The organism is Altererythrobacter chaiwopuensis (genome assembly GCF_054957735.1).
This window is the reverse complement of sequence record NZ_JBTXJF010000001.1, coordinates 804,355-821,486: the sequence shown is the minus strand read 5'-3', so window position 1 is coordinate 821,486 and position 17,132 is coordinate 804,355. Positions and strand designations below refer to the sequence as shown.

The following is a 17,132-nucleotide window of genomic DNA, read 5'->3' as shown; positions in this document are numbered from 1 at the left end:
AACGACCCGGTCGAGCTGTTTTTCCGTCACGCTGTCGACTCTATCGCCCGTTGAACCGCTGCGCCAGCGGTTCCAGCGAAGCGCGGTGAGTGAGATCGAGCTGCAGAGGGGTGACCGAGACATAGCCTGCGGCGATGGCTTCAAGGTCAGTGCCGTGATCGGGGGTATGTTCGATCGCGTCGAGCCCGAACCAGTAATATCGCTGCCCGCGCGGATCGCGGCCTTCGATCACCGACGCGCGGGCATAATCGTGGAAACCCTGGCGCGCCACGCGTATTCCCATGACTTCTTCTGGTGCGAGGCAGGGGAAATTGACGCTCACCAGCGTGCGCGGCTGGAACGGTGTGCCAAGCAGCGGCTGGATCACCTTCGGCCCCCATTCGCGCGCCGCAGCAAAGCGGTCACCCCACGCCGGGCGATCCTGTTTCATTACCTGGCTCATGGCGATCGACCTCACGCCGGCCAGCGCCCCTTCCATGGCTGCGGATACCGTGCCTGAATAGGTGATGTCGTCACCCAGATTGGCACCTGCATTGATACCCGACAGGATCAGGTCAGGTTCGCCCTCCATCACCTGCTTGAGCCCGATCGAAACCGCATCGGTAGGCGTGCCGGTGACGGAAAAGCGCCGCTCGCCATGCTTGCGCAGGCGCACCGGCATCGCCAGCGTCAGCGAATGGCCCGCGCCGGTCTGGTTGTCGGACGGGGCACAGACCCACACGTCATCAGACAGCGCATGGGCAATCTCTTCCAGCGCCGCAATGCCAGGGGCGTGAATACCGTCATCATTGGTGACGAGAATACGCATCAGGACGCCGGCTCCAACTTGGTTACGCCGCCCATATAGGGGTGCAGCACTTCGGGCACATTCACGCTGCCATCGGCCTGCTGGTAGTTCTCGATCACTGCCACGAGCGTGCGCCCGACCGCCAGGCCCGATCCGTTGAGCGTATGGACGAAGGCGGTCTTTTTGTCACCGTCAGGGCGATAGCGCGTGTTCATTCGCCGTGCCTGGAAATCCCCCGTGTTGGAGCAGGAGCTGACCTCGCGATACGCGCCTTGCCCCGGCAGCCACACTTCAAGATCATAGGTCTTGCACGCGCCAAAGCCCATGTCGCCCGTGCAAAGCAGCATCTTGCGATAGGGCAATTCAAGTGCGCGCAGGATCGCTTCGGCGGCTTCGGTCATGCGTTCGTGTTCCGCCTCGCTATCTTCGGGCCGCGTGATGCTTACCAGTTCGCATTTCTCGAACTGGTGCTGGCGGATGAAGCCGCGTGTGTCCTTGCCCGCTGCGCCAGCCTCGCTGCGGAAGCACAGTGTCAGCGCGGTGAGCCGGATGGGAAGCACCGCATCGTCAAGGATCTGGCCCATAACCGAACTGGTGAGGCTGACTTCGGACGTGGGGATGAGCCAACGGTCGTCGGTTGTCCGAAATGAATCATCTGCAAACTTTGGCAGCTTGTCCGTGCCATACATGGCCTCATCACGCACCAGCACCGGCGGATTGCATTCGGTATAGCCATGCTCGCGGGTCTGGACGTCGAGCATGAACTGGCCCAGCGCGCGGTGGAGGCGCGCCATGTCGCCCCGCAGAAAGGTGAAACGGGCGCCGCTGATGCTGGCGCCGGTCTCGAAGTCCATGCCCAGCGCGGGCGCTATATCGGCGTGTTCCCTGGGCTCGAATTCGAATTCCCGCTTGGTGCCCCAGCTCGCAACCTCGACATTGTCGTTCTCGTCCGCGCCCACAGGCACATCGTCAGCCGGAAGGTTGGGAATAACCGCTAATAAGCCTTCAAGCTGTTGGTCGGCCGCGCGCGCGGTTTCCTCGAGCGCTGGCAGGACTTCCTTAAGTTCGGACACCTCGGCCTTCAGCGTTTCGGCGGTTTCCTTGTCACCCTTGGCCATGGCCTGGCCGATCAGCTTCGAGGCTTCATTGCGGCGGCCGAGTGCTTCCTGCAGGCGCGTGGTGGCGGCGCGGCGTACCTCGTCAGCCTCAAGCAGTTGGGCGGCCACAGGCTGCGCGCCGCGCTTAGCCAGCGCGGCATCGAACGCCTCGGGGTTCTCACGGATAAAACGGATATCGTGCATGGGCAGCGCCTATGCCCTTTGCGCCGCGCAAATGCCAGATGGGAATGGACGAAAATTCCCGCCTCTCAGCGCATCAGCCAGCGATCGCCCGGAAAGCCGCAGCCATGCGTGCCTTGTTCGGCTTAAAGCTTTGTCATGCAAGCCGCCAGGCAGGCGTGGCCCTATCTTTCCGCATCCTTCAGGTAGGCAATCAGATCCGCACGCTCCTGATCGTTTCTGACTCCCGCAAAGGCCATCCGGTTGCCAGGCACAACCCGGCGGGGATTTTCAAGAAACTCATACAGCTTCTCCGGCGTCCAGGTGATTTCGCTTTCAGCCATCGCTGGCGAATAGTTGAAACCGTCCACGGTGCCCGCCTTGCGGCCTATGATACCGGCCAGCGATGGCCCCATGCGGTTTACGCCGGGGTCCGTGACATGGCATGTGCGGCATTGCATGAAAGCCCTCTCGCCAGCAGCTGCATCTCCGTTGAAGTCTGCCAGCGCGGTGGCGCCAACCGTTGAAATGCTGCCTGCTTTCGGGGTTGCGGGGGCTGATTGTGGTGCCACCTGCTGGCTAGCTGGGGCAGTATCTTCGCTTGCGACGGAGGTGCTTTCGCTGCCGCCGCAAGCCGCAAGGAAAAGAGAGACGGCAATGGCGCCAATGCGGATCACTGATTGTTGCACGATGCTCTCTTTCTTTGCTGGTTTGGCAAAACGACACGGGGCTTAGAAGAACAAAGGGGCAAGGTCCATATGGCAGGCTCACTGGCCACGACGTTTTCAAACCGGCCTGATTCAACCTTCCTCTACTTCCAATACTGCTGCCATTGGTGTGGTACGCGGCAAGCTCTGGAATGCCTGCTGCTCGCGTGGCGGCACTGAACCGCGAGCCAGGGTGCGAAGCATACCGAAAATGGCACCCATTGCAGCGATCCCGCCGATAACCACAAATAGCCCCTCAGGGCCCAGCAATCCCATGCCCGTAGAACCGATTATCGGCCCGGCCATGGCACCAGCCGAGTAGGCCAGCACCAAGCCGCTACTTGCACCAACGCGTTCATCCTCGCCGAGATGGTCGTTCGAGTGCGCAACGCACAAGGGATAGAGAGCAAAGGCAAACCCGCCGAACAGGCTACCCAGCGCAATGGTGCCGACTGGAAGCAGCGGGAAAAAGGCGAGCGCAGCGCTGATTGCAGCGACGACCAGGAAGCAGGCGATTATTACGCGCCGTCTGTCAAACCGATCCGACAACATGCCCAGCGGATACTGCAATGCTACACCTCCAGCGATCACACTGGAGGTGAATAGCGCCACTTGCGACAGTTCCATCCCGATCCGCTGCACGTAGACCGCCCCCATCGCGTAGAACGCGCCCAGCATTGCACCCGTTGCCAGGGTCCCGAAGATTCCGAGGGGCGAGGCGTCATAGAGACGCCGCAGCGAAAATGGCACGAAATGCTCAAGCTGGGGTTGCTCCATGCGGGTCAGCAGCACCGGCAGCAATGCGATCGATAGGAGTACCGCAGAGATCATGAAGGGCAGATCGGGTGCGTTCTCGCCAAGGTTGAGCAGAAACTGTCCTGCCGCCTGACCGAGATACAGAGCGATCATGTAGGACGCGAGGATCGCGCTGCGGTTTGTTGGAGTTGCCTGCCGGTTCAGCCAGCTTTCGAGGCAAACAAACACTCCGGCCATGGTGAACCCATCGACAAATCGGAGGACAATCCAGATCGAGATGTGATCGATGATCGCATATGTCAGGCTGCTCGCCGAATAGACGGTAACAAAGGCAGCAAAGGCACGAATATGGCCGATCCTTGCGATCAGGCTTTCCACACGCAGCGATCCCAAAGTGAGGCCGGAAAAATAGCTGGTCGCCGCCAGGCCGATCAGCAACGCTGCCACACCTGCCTGTTCCAGTCGAACGGCGATCAAGGTCGACAGAAAGCCGCTGCCAATCATCAAGATGAAGATCGCTATCAGTAGAGCACGGACAGAGATGGCAGAAGCGAACATGCGCCATGCCTAGCAGCAATGCAGTGAGCATCAAACTCGGGACGGCTGGTTCGACAATTCCTGCTTCGCTGTCTAATTGGGGTGGCATGGACAAGATCGAATTCGCCGACTTCCTGAAGGTGGACATACGTTGCGGCACGGTGACGAGGGCGGAGCCATTTCCAGAGGCGCGCAAGCCTGCGATCAAGCTTTGGGTCGATTTCGGCCCTGGGGTTGGTGAAAAGAAGAGCTCGGCCCAGATCACCGATCTCTACACGCCTGAAGGCCTGGTGGGCCGCAAGGTCATGGCAGTGGTGAATTTCCCGCCGCGCCAAATCGGCCCGCTCATGTCCGAAGTGCTGGTGCTGGGCTTTCCCGATGAACACGGCCGGATCGTTCTTGCCGACCCTGGCGAGGCAACACCAGACGGAGCGCGGCTGGCCTAACTGGCCAGCGAACCGAGCGCTTCCTTGAGCGGACCCAGCCAGGGTTCATAGGGTTTCCATGCGCCTTGCCCGGTGCGGTTGAGGGGCTGGCGCACCTGCTCGGAACTGGCGGTGCGCACTGCACGGTCGGTCTTGTGGAACTCGAGGCACGCCTGTTCGAACGGCAGGCCGAGAAATTCGAGCATGCGGCGGGTCTGCCCTTCCAGATCGTCCAGCACGTCCTCATGCTGGACGCGCAATATCTTGCCCGGCAGCACGCGGTCCCAATGTTCCATCAGTTCGACATAGTCGGCGTAATAGCGCCCTATTTCGTGCAGGCCGTAGGTAAATTCCTGCCCCTCGGCGAATAATTGTTTGAAGCCCGAAAAACAGCAGTCGAGCGGCGCGCGGCGCGCATCGATGATCCTTGCATTGGGCAGGATCAGGTGGATCAGCCCTATGTGGCGGAAATTGTTGGGCATTTTGTCGATGAAGAACGGCGCGCCCTGGCGGTGAATGCCGGTCTCTTCGACAAATTGCGCGCCAAATTGTTCGAGCTGTTCGCCTGTCAGATCATGCAGAATTTCGGGATAGCGAGATTGGCCGGTTTGCTTGCCTCGCAAACGGTGTGCCAGCGCAAGGATATTGGGCAGTTCCAGCGTGCCGTCGATTTGCGAATGGCTGGCGAGAATCTGTTCCAGCAGGGTAGAGCCTGCGCGCGGCAGGCCGAGGATGAAGATCGGATCGGGCGCTGTATGCCCCCTATCGCGGTGTTTTGCGAACAGTTCGGGCGTGCAGACCTCGCGCTGGCTGGCCAGCTCGCGGCTCATCGTCTCCGCGCTATAGCGGCTTTGTGCCCGTTTCAGAGCATTGCCTGCGTCATAGAAACGGAAGCTCTGTTCATATTCGCCGCGGTCTTCCAGCGCCTTGCCCAGTGCAAAGGACAGATGAACCCGGTCCATGAAGGCAAGATCGGGGCGAGCAGCTTGCCGGCGCATCGCATCGATCTCGTCAGCGTCAAACCGATATGTCTTGAGATTGGCGAGCGCATAATAGGCATCGCCATGATCGGGCTTGGCCGCGATCGCCGCGTGATAGCTGGCCACCGCATCTTCGGCCTGGCCCACGGTCTTGAGCGCGTGCCCCCGGCTGGTGAGCGTGGCCGGATCGCCGGGCAATTTCTCAAGCACCGCATCGAACAGGGCGAAGGCGCGATCATAGGCGCCGGTCTGCATGCTCTCGATCGCCAGCCTTGACTGGAACACCGGATTGTCAGGATCGCGTGCGTGCAGCGCCTCGGCTTCGGCACAGGCCTTGTCGAACTTCTGCCGGCGGCGAAGAGCATCGATATAGTCCAGCCGCAGCTGGATATTGTCAGGCTCGAACGCGACCGCGCTCTCCAGCAGGAATTCGGCATCGTCGAGTATTCCCAGCTCGATCCCGATCCGCGCCAGCAACCGCATACCTTCGACATTGCGCGGGTTCTGGCGCAGGAAGTGGCGGCAGATCTCCTCTGACCGCAGCAGGCGCCCCTCATGCAGATGATTGGTAACGGCGACTAGCTCGCGCGGAAGCGAGCCGAGCCGTTCGAACTGTGCCGCAGCGCTGGCCGCTTCGGCAGGTCTGCCGAGCTTTCCCAGCAGGTTCGCCTGTTCGCGCCAGCTGGCCGCCAGCGCCGGGTTGAAACGGGTTGCCCGCACAAAGGCGTTAAGCGCGGCCGGTTCGTCCTGGCGGGCAAGCGCCAGATGGCCTTCTTCCTGCCACGCGCGGCCATACTCCGGCATCGCCTGGTGAAGTTCGCGAAGGTATCCGGCCGCTTTATCGTGCTGCTTGAGGTACCGGCAGGCAACCGCCGCCATATATAGCGCTTCGGGATGCGCAGCATCACCGTCCAGAACCGCTTGAGCGTGAGCGAGCCCGCGTTTGAACTCACCGGCTTGCAGAGCGGATTGTGCGGCTTTGAGTTGATCGTCGCGTTCGGCCATTGCCTGTCCCTACAAAGCAAAACGGTGGAGGTGAACCGCCAAGGCTCACCCCCACCGCTTCAAGCGCGTTTACGCAGAGTTCAATAGTCGAACGACACGCGCATGCCCACCGTGAGCGGACGGTTGGTGGTGATGCGCGCCCGGTCGAACACGAAGTTGCCGGAAATCTCGGCCCGTGTGTCGAACAGGTTCTCGCCAAACACTTCGAATTTCCACTGATCGGCGGCGATACCGGCGGAAAGATCGAATACCGTGTAGCTATCGAGTTCAAGCTTGTTGATCTCGATGATGTCGGTGAACTTCGAGGCGGAATAGGAAAGCTGCGGCTGGATATAGGCGCCCAGCGTGCTGCTGAGATCCCATTCATAACGCACCCGCATATTGCCCTGGAACGATGGGGCAAATGCCAGATCCGAACCTTCAACCACATCGTCGGTCGGGGTCAGCACCTCGGTGATCTTGGTGTCGAGCACCGAGAATGCGCCCGCCACTGTCAGGCCCGGCGCGGCATAGGGGGCAAAGGTGAAATCGGCTTCGACACCAAGGATTTCAGCATTCGCCGCATTGTCGGAAAAGAACAGATTGGTGATGCTGGGATCGAAGATGGTCGTCTGCAACCGGCTGATATCGACGAAAAACGCGCTGCCGTTGAAGCGCAATTGGCCATCGGCCATTTCCGTCTTCCAGCCCAGTTCGTAATTCTTCACCTCATCGGTGTCGAGTTCGAACGGCACCGTGAATCCAGTTGCGTTGGTTGCCCCGCCCGGGCGGTTTAGCAGGCCAGGGCGGAAACCCTCTGAATAGGTGGCGTAGAACAGAATATCTTCGCTGGGAGTGAGTGTGACGGTGCCCTTGTAAATCACACCGTCGGTCTTGGCCTTGTCGGGTGCGCGCACGGCGTTGAACACCTGCTGGGCCTGCGTCGCCGAAAGGCCAGCGGCCTGGATGTCGGCCAATGTATCGTCAAGCGTGAAGGTCTGGCGCAATGCCGGATCGCACGATCCAATGAAGGTGAATTCGCCATCGCCATCATACAGATCCGAGATATTGGTCCCGAACGCGTTCTGATCGGTAGCGCTGAAGCTGTTGCAGAACGAACCGTTGGCGCTGCCCTCAAGATCGACCTTGATGTCATAATAGCGTGCGCCAAAGGTCACCGTCAGCAGGTCAGGCACAATGTCCAGGCTCGCTTCACCAAACAGGCCGAGCTGCTTGTCCGTGCGGCGAATGTCGTTGCGGAAAATGACATCGGCCGGGAACGGCCCCGGATCGGTGTTGAAACCGGGGAAGGGGAAGTTCGGCTTGAACGGACCGAACGGATCGGCAAGCACATTGCCTGGATATGCAAAGTCATTGCGCTCCTTGAGCGTAAGATCGCTGTAGAAGCCGCCGGCTGTCACGCGCCAGCGGTTTTCCACCGGCGTGCTGAAGCGCAGTTCCTGGGTGAACACGGTGGTCTTGCTGTCCGAGGACACATAGAGATTGGGGGCCTGGCATGTGCCGCTGGGATCGGCCGCGCCGGGATAGGTCACAGCGCCATCGCAAATATAATAGGGCAGATACTGCCCGGCGAAGAGATAGTCGGAATAATCGACCCGCTGCTGCGTATCACGGTCGGTATAGGCACCGGTATAGACAACATCGAGCATGGCCAGGCGACCTTCGACGGTCCAGCTCGTGTTCGAGAAATCATCTTCCAGGCGGTCGTCTTCGAAACGCTGGATTTCGAGATCGCCGAGCCCGTCAAGTTCTGGATCGGCGAAAAATACGCCGTCGCTTTCCACGCTCTGGCGCGTGTGCGCGAGAGTGACGGTCCAGTCCGGCGTTACTTCCCATAGGGCGGTGGCGCGGAAGCCCGAATATTGCGTGTCGTTGAAGTCATCTTCAACCAGGCTACTATTGTCCGCGTCGATGAAATTGACTGCCGAAAGGTCTGATCCGGCCTGAAAGCCCGCCCGGCCAGCGCTGACCGGCACACCATTGGCGCGCACGGTGCCGGCGCTGCGGAAACGCGCGCTTTCGCTGGCATTGCGCGTGCCTGCGACATTGTCGATGTAGCCGCCCTGGTCATCCAGATAGACGACCCCGCGCAGGGCCAGCGTGTCGCTGACCGGCACATTGACCATGGCTTCCGCCTTGTAGCTGGCTTCCCCGCCCTTGGTGAACGAGACTCCTGCGGTGGCGCTTGCATCGAAGCCCGTAAGGCTGGGCTTGTTGGTGATCAGGCGCACAACACCTGCCTGCGAACTCGCCCCGAACAGCGTGCCTTGCGGCCCGGACAACACCTCGATCCGCGCCATGTCGGCGGCGTAGACATCGAGATTGCGGCCTGGCTGCGCAAGCGGTTGCTCGTCGAGATAGAGAGCGACATTGGGCGCAAGCCCCGCCACGCCGGCGGTGGTCAGATTGGGCGTGGTTGATGCCAGGCCGCGGATATAGATCGTGCTCTGGCCAGGGCCGCTGCCACCGGCCGTAACGGTGGGAAGCTGATCGAGATAGTCTTCGAATGTATTGATATTGAGCTGTTGAAGCTCTTCCTCGCCGATTGCCTGCACGGAAACCGGCACATCCTGCAGGTCTTCGCTGCGCTTCTGCGCAGTCACGACAATCGTCGGCACCCCTCCAGTGCGCTTCGGCTTGGCACCAGCAGGGCCCTGATCCTGGGCCGCAACCGGTGAAGCCATGGCGATGGCAATGGCGCTGATTGATGCGCCGGTGACGAACTGTTTCATTCTTTTGTCCTCTCAAGGCAAACTGTGCGGTCTTGATGGGCGCAGCGTGCGGAACTCACGCCGCCAATATTCACATGAGAATTTTGTGAATTTGAATCGATACCGATCCAATGGATGCGCGAGTTAACAATCCAATGGAGGGATAACCACAGCTTGAGGAGACAAAGTTTCAGAAAGAGTTGGGATGTTGTAAAATAACCACAACATGAAGTAGATATTGATTTTCTCTATGTAGTTTTAATGTAAAAACTACTATATATAGAAAGAGACGTTTTTTGATTGATCAGTCGAAAGAAAACGATAAAATACATTCATGTATACTCAAATATCAAAAAGTTGTTATTTGATTTTAGCAAGTTTTCCGCGGAATCAATCGGGTGTTCTTATTTTGCCGGTTGCCAGTCCTGACAAGCTTCGGCTGTAGTTGGCACGCCATGGTGTTTGCGTATCAGGTCGAAAATGATCGCCTTGACGATCGCAATCGCCATCAGGGCCAGCACAAATGAGAATGGCAACGCGCCGATTATCATCGTGATTCTGATTGCCTCAATGCCGCCCAGCACCAGCATACTGCCCACCATAAATGCCAGTGCTGCGCCCCAGAACATGATGTGATGACGCCTTTGGCCCTCGTCTTCACCGGCACCGTTGATCGTGTTGACGATCAGGATCGCACTATCCGCTGAAGTCACAAGATAAGTCATCAGCAAAACCACCACGATGATCGAGACGGCAAAGGCCATCGCCGGATCGAGCAGTACTGCCAATGTTGCATAGAGCTGGTCCGAGATACCCGTGCCCAAGATTGCACCTTGCGCCGCGCCGCTCAGCTCCAGGTCAATCGCCGTTCCGCCAACAATCGCCATCCAGGCAAAGCACATCAGCGAAGGGATGAGTATCACTCCAAGTACATACTCCCTGACCGTGCGGCCGCGCGAAACCCGGGCAATGAACATTCCTACAAAGGGTGCAAAGGCGATCCACCAGGCCCAATAGAACACCGTCCAGTCAAGCTGCCATTGCTGCAATTGCTCACCGATTGCAGAGCCATCGCTGGTGAAGATGGTCAGCGCCGTAGCTGGCAATGTTCGTAGATAGTCGAACAATCCGGTCACCAGCAGTTCCATGCCAAACAGACCTGAACCAACAAACAGGAACAGTGCCAGAAGAAGGAACGAAAGGCCCATGTTGAGGTTCGACAACCATTTGATGCCGCGGCCAACCCCGGACAACGCACTCAGGGTAGAGGCACCGACAAGCACCAACAGGGCAAGCACTATCGCGGTTACGCTGGCCCGTCCGTCTTCATTTAGCAGCCACTCGCCCATGCCTACCCGGTAGAGCCCCGCTACAAATTGTTCGACCCCAAGCCCCATGGTCACGGCCACACCCAGAATAGTCGCGACGACCGCCACGACATCGACGACATGTCCAGCCAGGCCTGACATCCGCTGCCCGAACAGAGGAACCAGGGCAGATCGGATGGTCAGTGGCAGATTGCGCCGATAGGCCACATATCCGATTGCAAGCCCGACCAGCGCATAAGTTGCCCAGGCGGCAAATCCCCAATGCAGAAAGGTGTAGACATAGGCAGGCCGCACTGCTTCGGCCGAGCGTGCATCGATCGCGCCACGAATAATCTCTGGACTATTGGCAAAATGGGACATCGGCTCGCCAACCGAATAGGTCAGCATGCCGATCCCGATGCCGGCGCCGAACAGCATGGCAAACCACGAAAAGCGCGAGAATTCGGGTTTCTCTCCGGGAGTTCCTATCCGCAAGCTGCCCGATTGCGGCAGGATCGCCAAAACCAGCGCCAGAACCATCAGCAGCGCGACGAGGTAGACATACCAGCTGCGGAAGCTCGAAATGATGTTGGCATTGGCGGCGGTCAGGGCTTCGCTCGCGCTGACAGGGAAAAAGATCGCCCACATGATGAGCAGGGACACGATGATCTTTCCGGGTATCGTCACCTCACGGCTGAAACCGTCGTAAAATCCCCGATTATGGGTCTCGATCGGCAGTTCAATGATGGGTGGTTCAATCGGACGATCCTGGTTTTCCGCCATGTGCTGATCTGATGTTCCTGCTAGCTGAATGGCAAATGCCTCATCGGCTCTGGAAGCAAGCCAATCAGCGTTTACCAATGAAAGATGGGGAACCAGCATAGAAGCCGTTCGGTACAATGCAAACCGGGTGCAGATTCAGAAGCAACGGCCAATGGCATCAAATTGATGGAAAGCCTTCATTTTGGCAGCTGAGCCATTCGGCACCTGGCCGAGATGGCGGCGATGCGCTCGAGGCAGTCCGCTGTCTTCGAGAAGAGCGAGCAATGGAGCTGACCGAGGCGCAGGTCCCCCTCGCCGAGGTGGGTGGGCATCTGCCCAGCTAAGGATCTGAAAAAGATGGTGGGCGCGGCAAGGATTGAACTTGCGACCCCACCCGTGTGAAGGGTGTGCTCTACCACTGAGCTACGCGCCCGTCCGCCTGGACAGGCGCGCGCCATTGCCATGCAGCGCGCCGATTGGCAAGCGCTCTGTTGCCGCTGTGCGGGCGCTAGCGCGCGATCAGCCGCCCTAGCATAGCGAGCCAGCCAGTGATGCCGATTTCAGGAGCTGCGCGCGCTTCGCGCGGGCATTCAAGGCAATAGGCCTGAACGCCCTGGACTCGCGCCAGCCGGTCAAGGTCGGTGGCGATCTGTGCGAATGTGGCGCTGCGCTGCCGCGCCATCAGGCCGAACAGATCGGCCTGGCCGCCGCTATCCTCGGCATTGTCGACCAGTAGTTGGCGGATCAGTGAATCATAGCTCGAAGGCGGCGTGCCCAACCGCTTGGCGTGCCATTTGCCCTTGTCGAGCTTGGCTTGTTTGGCCGCCCATTCGAGCGCGTCCTCAAGCCCGCCGAACTGATCCACCAGGCCCAGCTGGCGCGCGCTGCCGCCATCCCACACCCGGCCCTGCGCGATCCGGTCGACCTCCTGGGTCGAGATTCCGCGCCCGTCCGAAACATGGCGCAGGAAATCCGCGTAGCTGTCTTCCACCGAGGCTTGGAGGATCGCGTCGACTTCAGGGGTGAAGCCGGCGATGAGATCGGGCTGGCCCGAAAGCGGCGTGGTGCGCACGCCATCGGCATTGATGCCAAAGCGCGCCGCCGTGTCCTCGAAGGTAGGGATAACCGCGAAGACACCAATCGAGCCGGTAATGGTTTCGGGCTGGGCGAAGATGCGGTCGCCAGTGGTGGCAATCGAATAGCCCGCGCTGGCCGCGACATTGCCCATCGATACGGCGATCGGGATGCCCTTGGCCTTGTGGCGCAGGATTGCGCGCCTGATTTGCTCCGACGCGGTAACAGAGCCGCCGGGCGTATCGATCCGCACCACCAGCGCGGCGAGATCAGCATTCAGCGCATCGTCGAGCAGATCGGCGATCCGGTCGCCGCCTGCGGTGCCGGGGCCAGCCTCGCCGTCAACCACTTCGCCGGCCACGGTAATGATGCCAATTGCCTTGCCGCTGCGATCACTCCCGATGTCGGCCAGATAGGGCTTGAGCTCGGTTGAGGCGAAAGCGCCGGGCGCATCGCTCCAGCTGTCTTCCCCGGCCAGTTCCGCTACGCGGGCGCCCCACTGGGTGCGGTCGCCCAGCTTGTCGACCAGCCCGGCGTTAAGCGCCGCCTGGGCCAGGTCGCCCCTTGCGGACTGAACCCAGGCCACCGGATCGCCGGTCACAAGGTCAAGCTGGGCGGCAGCGCGCGCTTTCTTGACATTGGCTTGCCACTCTTCCCACAGCGCGCCGTAAAGCGCGGCCATGTTTTCGCGCGCCGGTTCGGAGAAGTTGCTGCGCGTATAGGGCTCGGTCGCGGCCTTGAAAGTGCCCACGCGATAGACCCGGGCGTTGACGCCATATTCCTTGAGCAAATCACCATAGAACAGATAGGATCCGCCCGGGCCGGCCACGATGGCCCCGCCAATGGGATCGACCCATACCTCGCTGGCGTGTGCGGCCAGATGCAAACCGTCGTCGGCATAGGCGAAGGAATAGGTCAGCACCGGCTTGCCGGCATCACGCACCCGCGCCATCGCCTCGCCCACTTCCTGCAGGTGGACCTGGCCGCCGCCAAGAAAGCGCGACAGATCGATGGCGACTGCCTTGATCCGATCGTCGCCAGCCGCAGCGTCAAGTGCACTGACCAGCTCGCCTACCTCGTATTCGGCCACCGGCGCTTGCTGTGACAACAGCGCCTGTAGCGGGTCGAACGTGGCACGTTCTTCCACCACATAACCGTCAAGCTCGATCAGCAACGCGCCATCGCGCACCGTGCCAGGGCTGGGCCGCGCTGAAAGCACTGCAAACAGCAGCGCAAAGAACAGCAGCATGAACAGCAGGACCAGGCCGTCCTTGATCCCGACCAGCAACCGCCAAACCTTGCCTGCAAAGCTCATAATTCGTGCATTCCCTTGCTTCTGCCCGCCAAGTTAGGCGCGATTGCGCAAACTTCCACTCAATTCGGGCCAGGAAATGGTTGAGCGAACGAAATGTCTCGTCGAACAACTTCCGGAGTGGAAAAGGTGGAAACGCACTGGACGGTTGGTTAAATCCAACTTACAGACCGATGCCATGCAAGACCTGCTCCACGAAATTGAAGCATTTTGCCTTCGCCATGAATTGTCCGAGACCCGCTTTGGCGAGTTGGCGCTCAATGATAAACCGTTCGTGTCACAGCTCAAGGCGGGGCGTGATCTGCGCAGCAGCACCGCAGTCCGGTTGCGTGAATTCATGGCCGAATATGAACAGAACCAGGCCGCGAGCTGCAGGAATTCCAGCCGCTATCCTGCGGGTAGGCTGGCCTTTCCGCATCGCGACCTGCTCGGCATCGCGCAGCTTGAGCGGCACGAAATCCTTTATGTGCTCGATCAGGCCGAACCCTGGATCGAACTCAACCGCCGCAGTTCGAAGCATGATGATCTGCTTTCCGGCCTCACCATCATCAACGCCTTCTTCGAGAATTCGACCCGTACGCTGCTGAGCTTCGAAATAGCGGGCAAGCGGCTGGGGGCAGACGTGGTCAACATGCATGCCGCGCAGTCCAGCGTGAAGAAGGGCGAAACGTTGATCGACACCGCCATCACGCTCAATGCCATGCGCGCCGATGCGATCGTGATCCGCCATGGATCGAGCGGGGCCACGCAGCTGATCGCGAGCAAGGTCGATTGCCCGGTCCTCAATGCAGGCGACGGGCAGCATGAACATCCTACGCAGGCGTTGCTCGATGCGCTTGCGCTGCGCCGCGCCTTGCGGGCGAGGGGCGAGAAGGCAGAGGATTTCACCGGCCTGACGGTCACAATCTGCGGCGATATATTGCACAGCCGCGTCGCGCGCTCGAACCTGCTGTGCCTGCAGGCGCTGGGTGCCTCAGTCCGCCTGTGCGCGCCCCCGGCGCTGATGCCTGCGGGCGTCGAGGCGTTGGGGGCAGAGCCGTTCCATGATTTCGATGCCGCGCTGGTCGGCAGTGACGTGGTGATGATGCTGCGCCTCCAGACCGAACGGATGCAGGGCCAGTTCATTCCCTCCGCGCGCGAATACCATCACCTCTACGGCCTCACCAAAGAGCGTCTGTCACGCGCCGCGCCCGATGCGCTGGTGATGCATCCCGGGCCGATGAACCGCGGGGTGGAGATCGACAGCGATGTAGCCGATATGCTCGATCGTTCGATCATCACCCGCCAGGTCGAAATGGGCGTGGCGGTGCGCATGGCCTGCCTCGACATACTCACCCGGCGCGCGCGGCAGGTGGAGGGCTGGGCATGAAGCAGCAGGCCCCCCTCACGATCCGGAACGGCCGCCTGGTCACGCCCGGGGGCGTTAGCCAAGGCGCCATTCGGCTGGTCGAAGGGCAGATCGCGGCGGTTGGTGAAGTCGCGGCGCAGGAAGGCGACGAGGTGATCGACGCGAACGGCCAACTGGTCACGCCCGGCCTGGTCGATCTGGGCGTGTTCGCGGTCGACAAGCCGGCCTTCCATTTTGGCGGGATCACGCGTGCAGCGTTGATGCCTGACCAGTCTCCCACGCTCGACCTGCCCAGCCGGGTCAGCTACATCGCCAAGAGCGGCAAGCCCGATCTGTGGGTGCATCCTCTGGCGGCGGCGACGCGGGCGCTGGAGGGACGCGAGCTGGCCGAAATCGGCCTGATGAAGGAGGCGGGTGCACGCGGGGTTGCAACCGGGCGGCGCTGGATCGCCGATAGCGGCGTGATGCTGCGGCTGCTACAATATGCCGCCATGCTCGATCTGGTGGTGGTGAGCCATGCCGAGGATGCCGGTTTGGTTGGTGATGCGGCCGCAACTGCCGGTGAAATGGCGACACGGCTCGGTTTGCCGAGTGCGCCATCCGGCGCTGAGGCGCTGGCGGTGGCGCGCGATATCGCGCTGGCCGAGATGAGCGGGGCGCGGCTGCATTTCCGCCAGATCACGACTGCCGCCGCGCTTGAACTGGTGCGTGCGGCCAAGGCTCGCAGCGTGCCTGTGACTGCGGGCGTCACCCCGGCGCATTTCATGCTTTCGGATCTCGCGACCGGCGATTTCCGTACCTTCGCCCGGCTTTCACCCCCGCTCCGCAGCGAGGCCGATCGGCAGGCGGTGATCGCAGCGATTGGCGATGGCACGATCGACGTGATCGCGTCTGGCCACGATCCGCGCGGGCCGGAAGACAAGCGGCTGCCCTTTGCCGATGCCGAACCGGGCATGGCCGGGGCCGAGACGCTGCTGGCGATGGTGCTTACGCTGGTGCGCGACGGGGTGATCGACATGAGCCGCGCATTTGCGCTGATGGCGGGTAACCCGGCCGCGCTGCTCGGTGTCGAGGCGGGCCTGCTGGTGCAGGGATATGAAGGCGATGTTGCGCTGGTCGATCCCGACAAGCCATGGATCGTCGACAGCGGCAAGATGGCCGCGAGCGCGGGCAATACGCCGTTCGACGGTCAGCCCGCGCAGGGACGAGCCACCGCGCTGTGGAAAGGCGGGGTGCGCGTGGGCGACTGAGAGCGCTTCCCATCGCCCGCCAAATTGCGCTATGCTCATAACCAAGGTCGCGTCCTTTTGGGGGAGGGGATATGGCGACCCAAGTAGAAGCGGCCTATGCCAGCGCCAGCGCTGGCCAGGCAAGCTCGCTGATATCGTTCGTTGATCGCTGGATTTACGTTTTCATGGCCGCACTGTTGATTGCGGTCGTACTTGTAGGCTTTGTGCCTGATTCCTTGGCAAAGATCGCTGCAGTAGAAGCCGGCCAACGACCACCTTTCCCGCTTGCCTTGCATGCTCACGCTGTCCTGATGGGCAGTTGGATGCTTCTGCTTCTGGCTCAGACTACCTTGATGGCTACGGGGCGCAGGCAATGGCATATGCAGCTTGGCGTGGCGGGTATGGTGCTCGCGCCGGCGCTGGTCATCGCCGGGGTCGTGCTGGTGCCAACCAATATCCGCTCGTTCCTGGCATTTACCGCTGACGCGCCAGCCGAGGTGCAGCTGCAAGTGCAGGGTTTCCTTGATTTCATGACGGACATAGCCTTGTTGCAGCTCAGGGCTGGAGTATGCTTCCTGCTGCTGGTGTATCTGGCCTTGAGGGCACGCAAGCGGGACTCAGGGTTACACAAGCGGTTGATAATCCTGGCAACGATCGTACCGATGCCCGCCGCTCTCGATCGCATGCCGTTTCTATACCACTCCTTGCCGGAATCACCGCTCACGGCTGACATCTGGCCGCTGTTCTGCATCGCGCCGATGTTCCTGTGGGACCTCTACCGCCAGCGTTCGATCCACAAAGCCTACTGGATTTACGCCGCCGTGATGATTCCGACCGGTATTGCGCTCAATCTTTTGTGGGGGTCACAGTGGTGGCACTCGGTCGCCCCGCAATACCTCTACGGTTGACAAGAAA

At 60.7% G+C, this 17,132-nt stretch carries 12 protein-coding genes and 1 tRNA gene; 4 read left to right on the top strand and 9 right to left on the bottom strand.

The features are described from left to right. Nucleotides 1-40: 40 nt before the first annotated feature. The 4 genes from surE to ACX3VQ_RS04040 all read right to left on the bottom strand — a co-directional run bounded on the left by surE (nucleotide 41) and on the right by ACX3VQ_RS04040 (nucleotide 4,085). The gene (gene surE, locus ACX3VQ_RS04055) at nucleotides 41-808 is read right to left on the bottom strand and encodes a 5'/3'-nucleotidase SurE (protein ID WP_462579665.1); all 768 of its coding nucleotides are present in this window, start codon (nucleotides 806-808) and stop codon (nucleotides 41-43) included. Continuing rightward, complete coding sequence (gene serS / locus ACX3VQ_RS04050) at nucleotides 808-2,088, bottom strand: serine--tRNA ligase (RefSeq protein ID WP_462579664.1); 1,281 nt, start codon at nucleotides 2,086-2,088, stop codon at nucleotides 808-810. The genes surE and serS overlap by 1 nt, the downstream gene beginning before the upstream one ends. Nucleotides 2,089-2,249: 161 nt before the next feature. After that, entirely contained in the window at nucleotides 2,250-2,753 is a 504-nt protein-coding gene (locus ACX3VQ_RS04045) for a c-type cytochrome (RefSeq protein WP_462579663.1), read from the bottom strand. A gap of 111 nt (nucleotides 2,754-2,864) precedes the next feature. After that, nucleotides 2,865-4,085 carry an MFS transporter gene (locus ACX3VQ_RS04040; protein ID WP_462579662.1) on the bottom strand — a complete coding sequence of 407 codons (1,221 nt, stop codon included), beginning with the start codon at nucleotides 4,083-4,085 and terminating at the stop codon, nucleotides 2,865-2,867. 86 nt (nucleotides 4,086-4,171) lie between these two features. Here ACX3VQ_RS04040 and ACX3VQ_RS04035 point away from each other — a divergent pair, with 86 nt between their 5' ends. Then, complete coding sequence (locus ACX3VQ_RS04035; RefSeq protein WP_462579661.1) at nucleotides 4,172-4,510, top strand: tRNA-binding protein; 339 nt, start codon at nucleotides 4,172-4,174, stop codon at nucleotides 4,508-4,510. Here ACX3VQ_RS04035 and ACX3VQ_RS04030 read toward each other — a convergent pair. From ACX3VQ_RS04030 to sppA, 5 genes are all read right to left on the bottom strand, one after another. Then, complete coding sequence (locus tag ACX3VQ_RS04030) at nucleotides 4,507-6,474, bottom strand: sulfotransferase (protein ID WP_462579660.1); 1,968 nt, start codon at nucleotides 6,472-6,474, stop codon at nucleotides 4,507-4,509. The two genes, ACX3VQ_RS04035 and ACX3VQ_RS04030, sit on opposite strands and share 4 nt — an antisense overlap. A gap of 80 nt (nucleotides 6,475-6,554) precedes the next feature. Continuing rightward, nucleotides 6,555-9,206, bottom strand: coding sequence for a TonB-dependent receptor (locus tag ACX3VQ_RS04025; protein WP_462579658.1), 2,652 nt, complete (start codon nucleotides 9,204-9,206; stop codon nucleotides 6,555-6,557). Between the two features lie 383 nt (nucleotides 9,207-9,589). After that, on the bottom strand, nucleotides 9,590-11,275 hold the full coding sequence (locus ACX3VQ_RS04020; protein ID WP_462571404.1) for a BCCT family transporter: 1,686 nt from the start codon (nucleotides 11,273-11,275) through the stop codon (nucleotides 9,590-9,592). Nucleotides 11,276-11,612: 337 nt separating this feature from the next. Continuing rightward, a tRNA-Val gene (locus ACX3VQ_RS04015) sits at nucleotides 11,613-11,687 on the bottom strand. A 75-nt stretch (nucleotides 11,688-11,762) separates the two neighbouring features. Further along, nucleotides 11,763-13,643, bottom strand: a complete 1,881-nt coding sequence (gene sppA / locus ACX3VQ_RS04010) for a signal peptide peptidase SppA (RefSeq protein ID WP_462579657.1) — start codon at nucleotides 13,641-13,643, stop codon at nucleotides 11,763-11,765. A 334-nt stretch (nucleotides 13,644-13,977) separates the two neighbouring features. On the opposite strand from sppA, the gene ACX3VQ_RS04005 reads away from it, so the two are divergent. From ACX3VQ_RS04005 to ACX3VQ_RS03995, 3 genes are all read left to right on the top strand, one after another. Beyond that, nucleotides 13,978-15,009 carry an aspartate carbamoyltransferase catalytic subunit gene (locus ACX3VQ_RS04005; RefSeq protein ID WP_462572558.1) on the top strand — a complete coding sequence of 344 codons (1,032 nt, stop codon included), beginning with the start codon at nucleotides 13,978-13,980 and terminating at the stop codon, nucleotides 15,007-15,009. Next, nucleotides 15,006-16,238 carry a dihydroorotase gene (locus tag ACX3VQ_RS04000; protein ID WP_462579656.1) on the top strand — a complete coding sequence of 411 codons (1,233 nt, stop codon included), beginning with the start codon at nucleotides 15,006-15,008 and terminating at the stop codon, nucleotides 16,236-16,238. Before ACX3VQ_RS04005 ends, ACX3VQ_RS04000 begins: the two co-directional genes overlap by 4 nt. Nucleotides 16,239-16,309: 71 nt before the next feature. Beyond that, nucleotides 16,310-17,125, top strand: coding sequence for a hypothetical protein (locus tag ACX3VQ_RS03995; protein WP_462579655.1), 816 nt, complete (start codon nucleotides 16,310-16,312; stop codon nucleotides 17,123-17,125). Nucleotides 17,126-17,132: the final 7 nt, after the last annotated feature.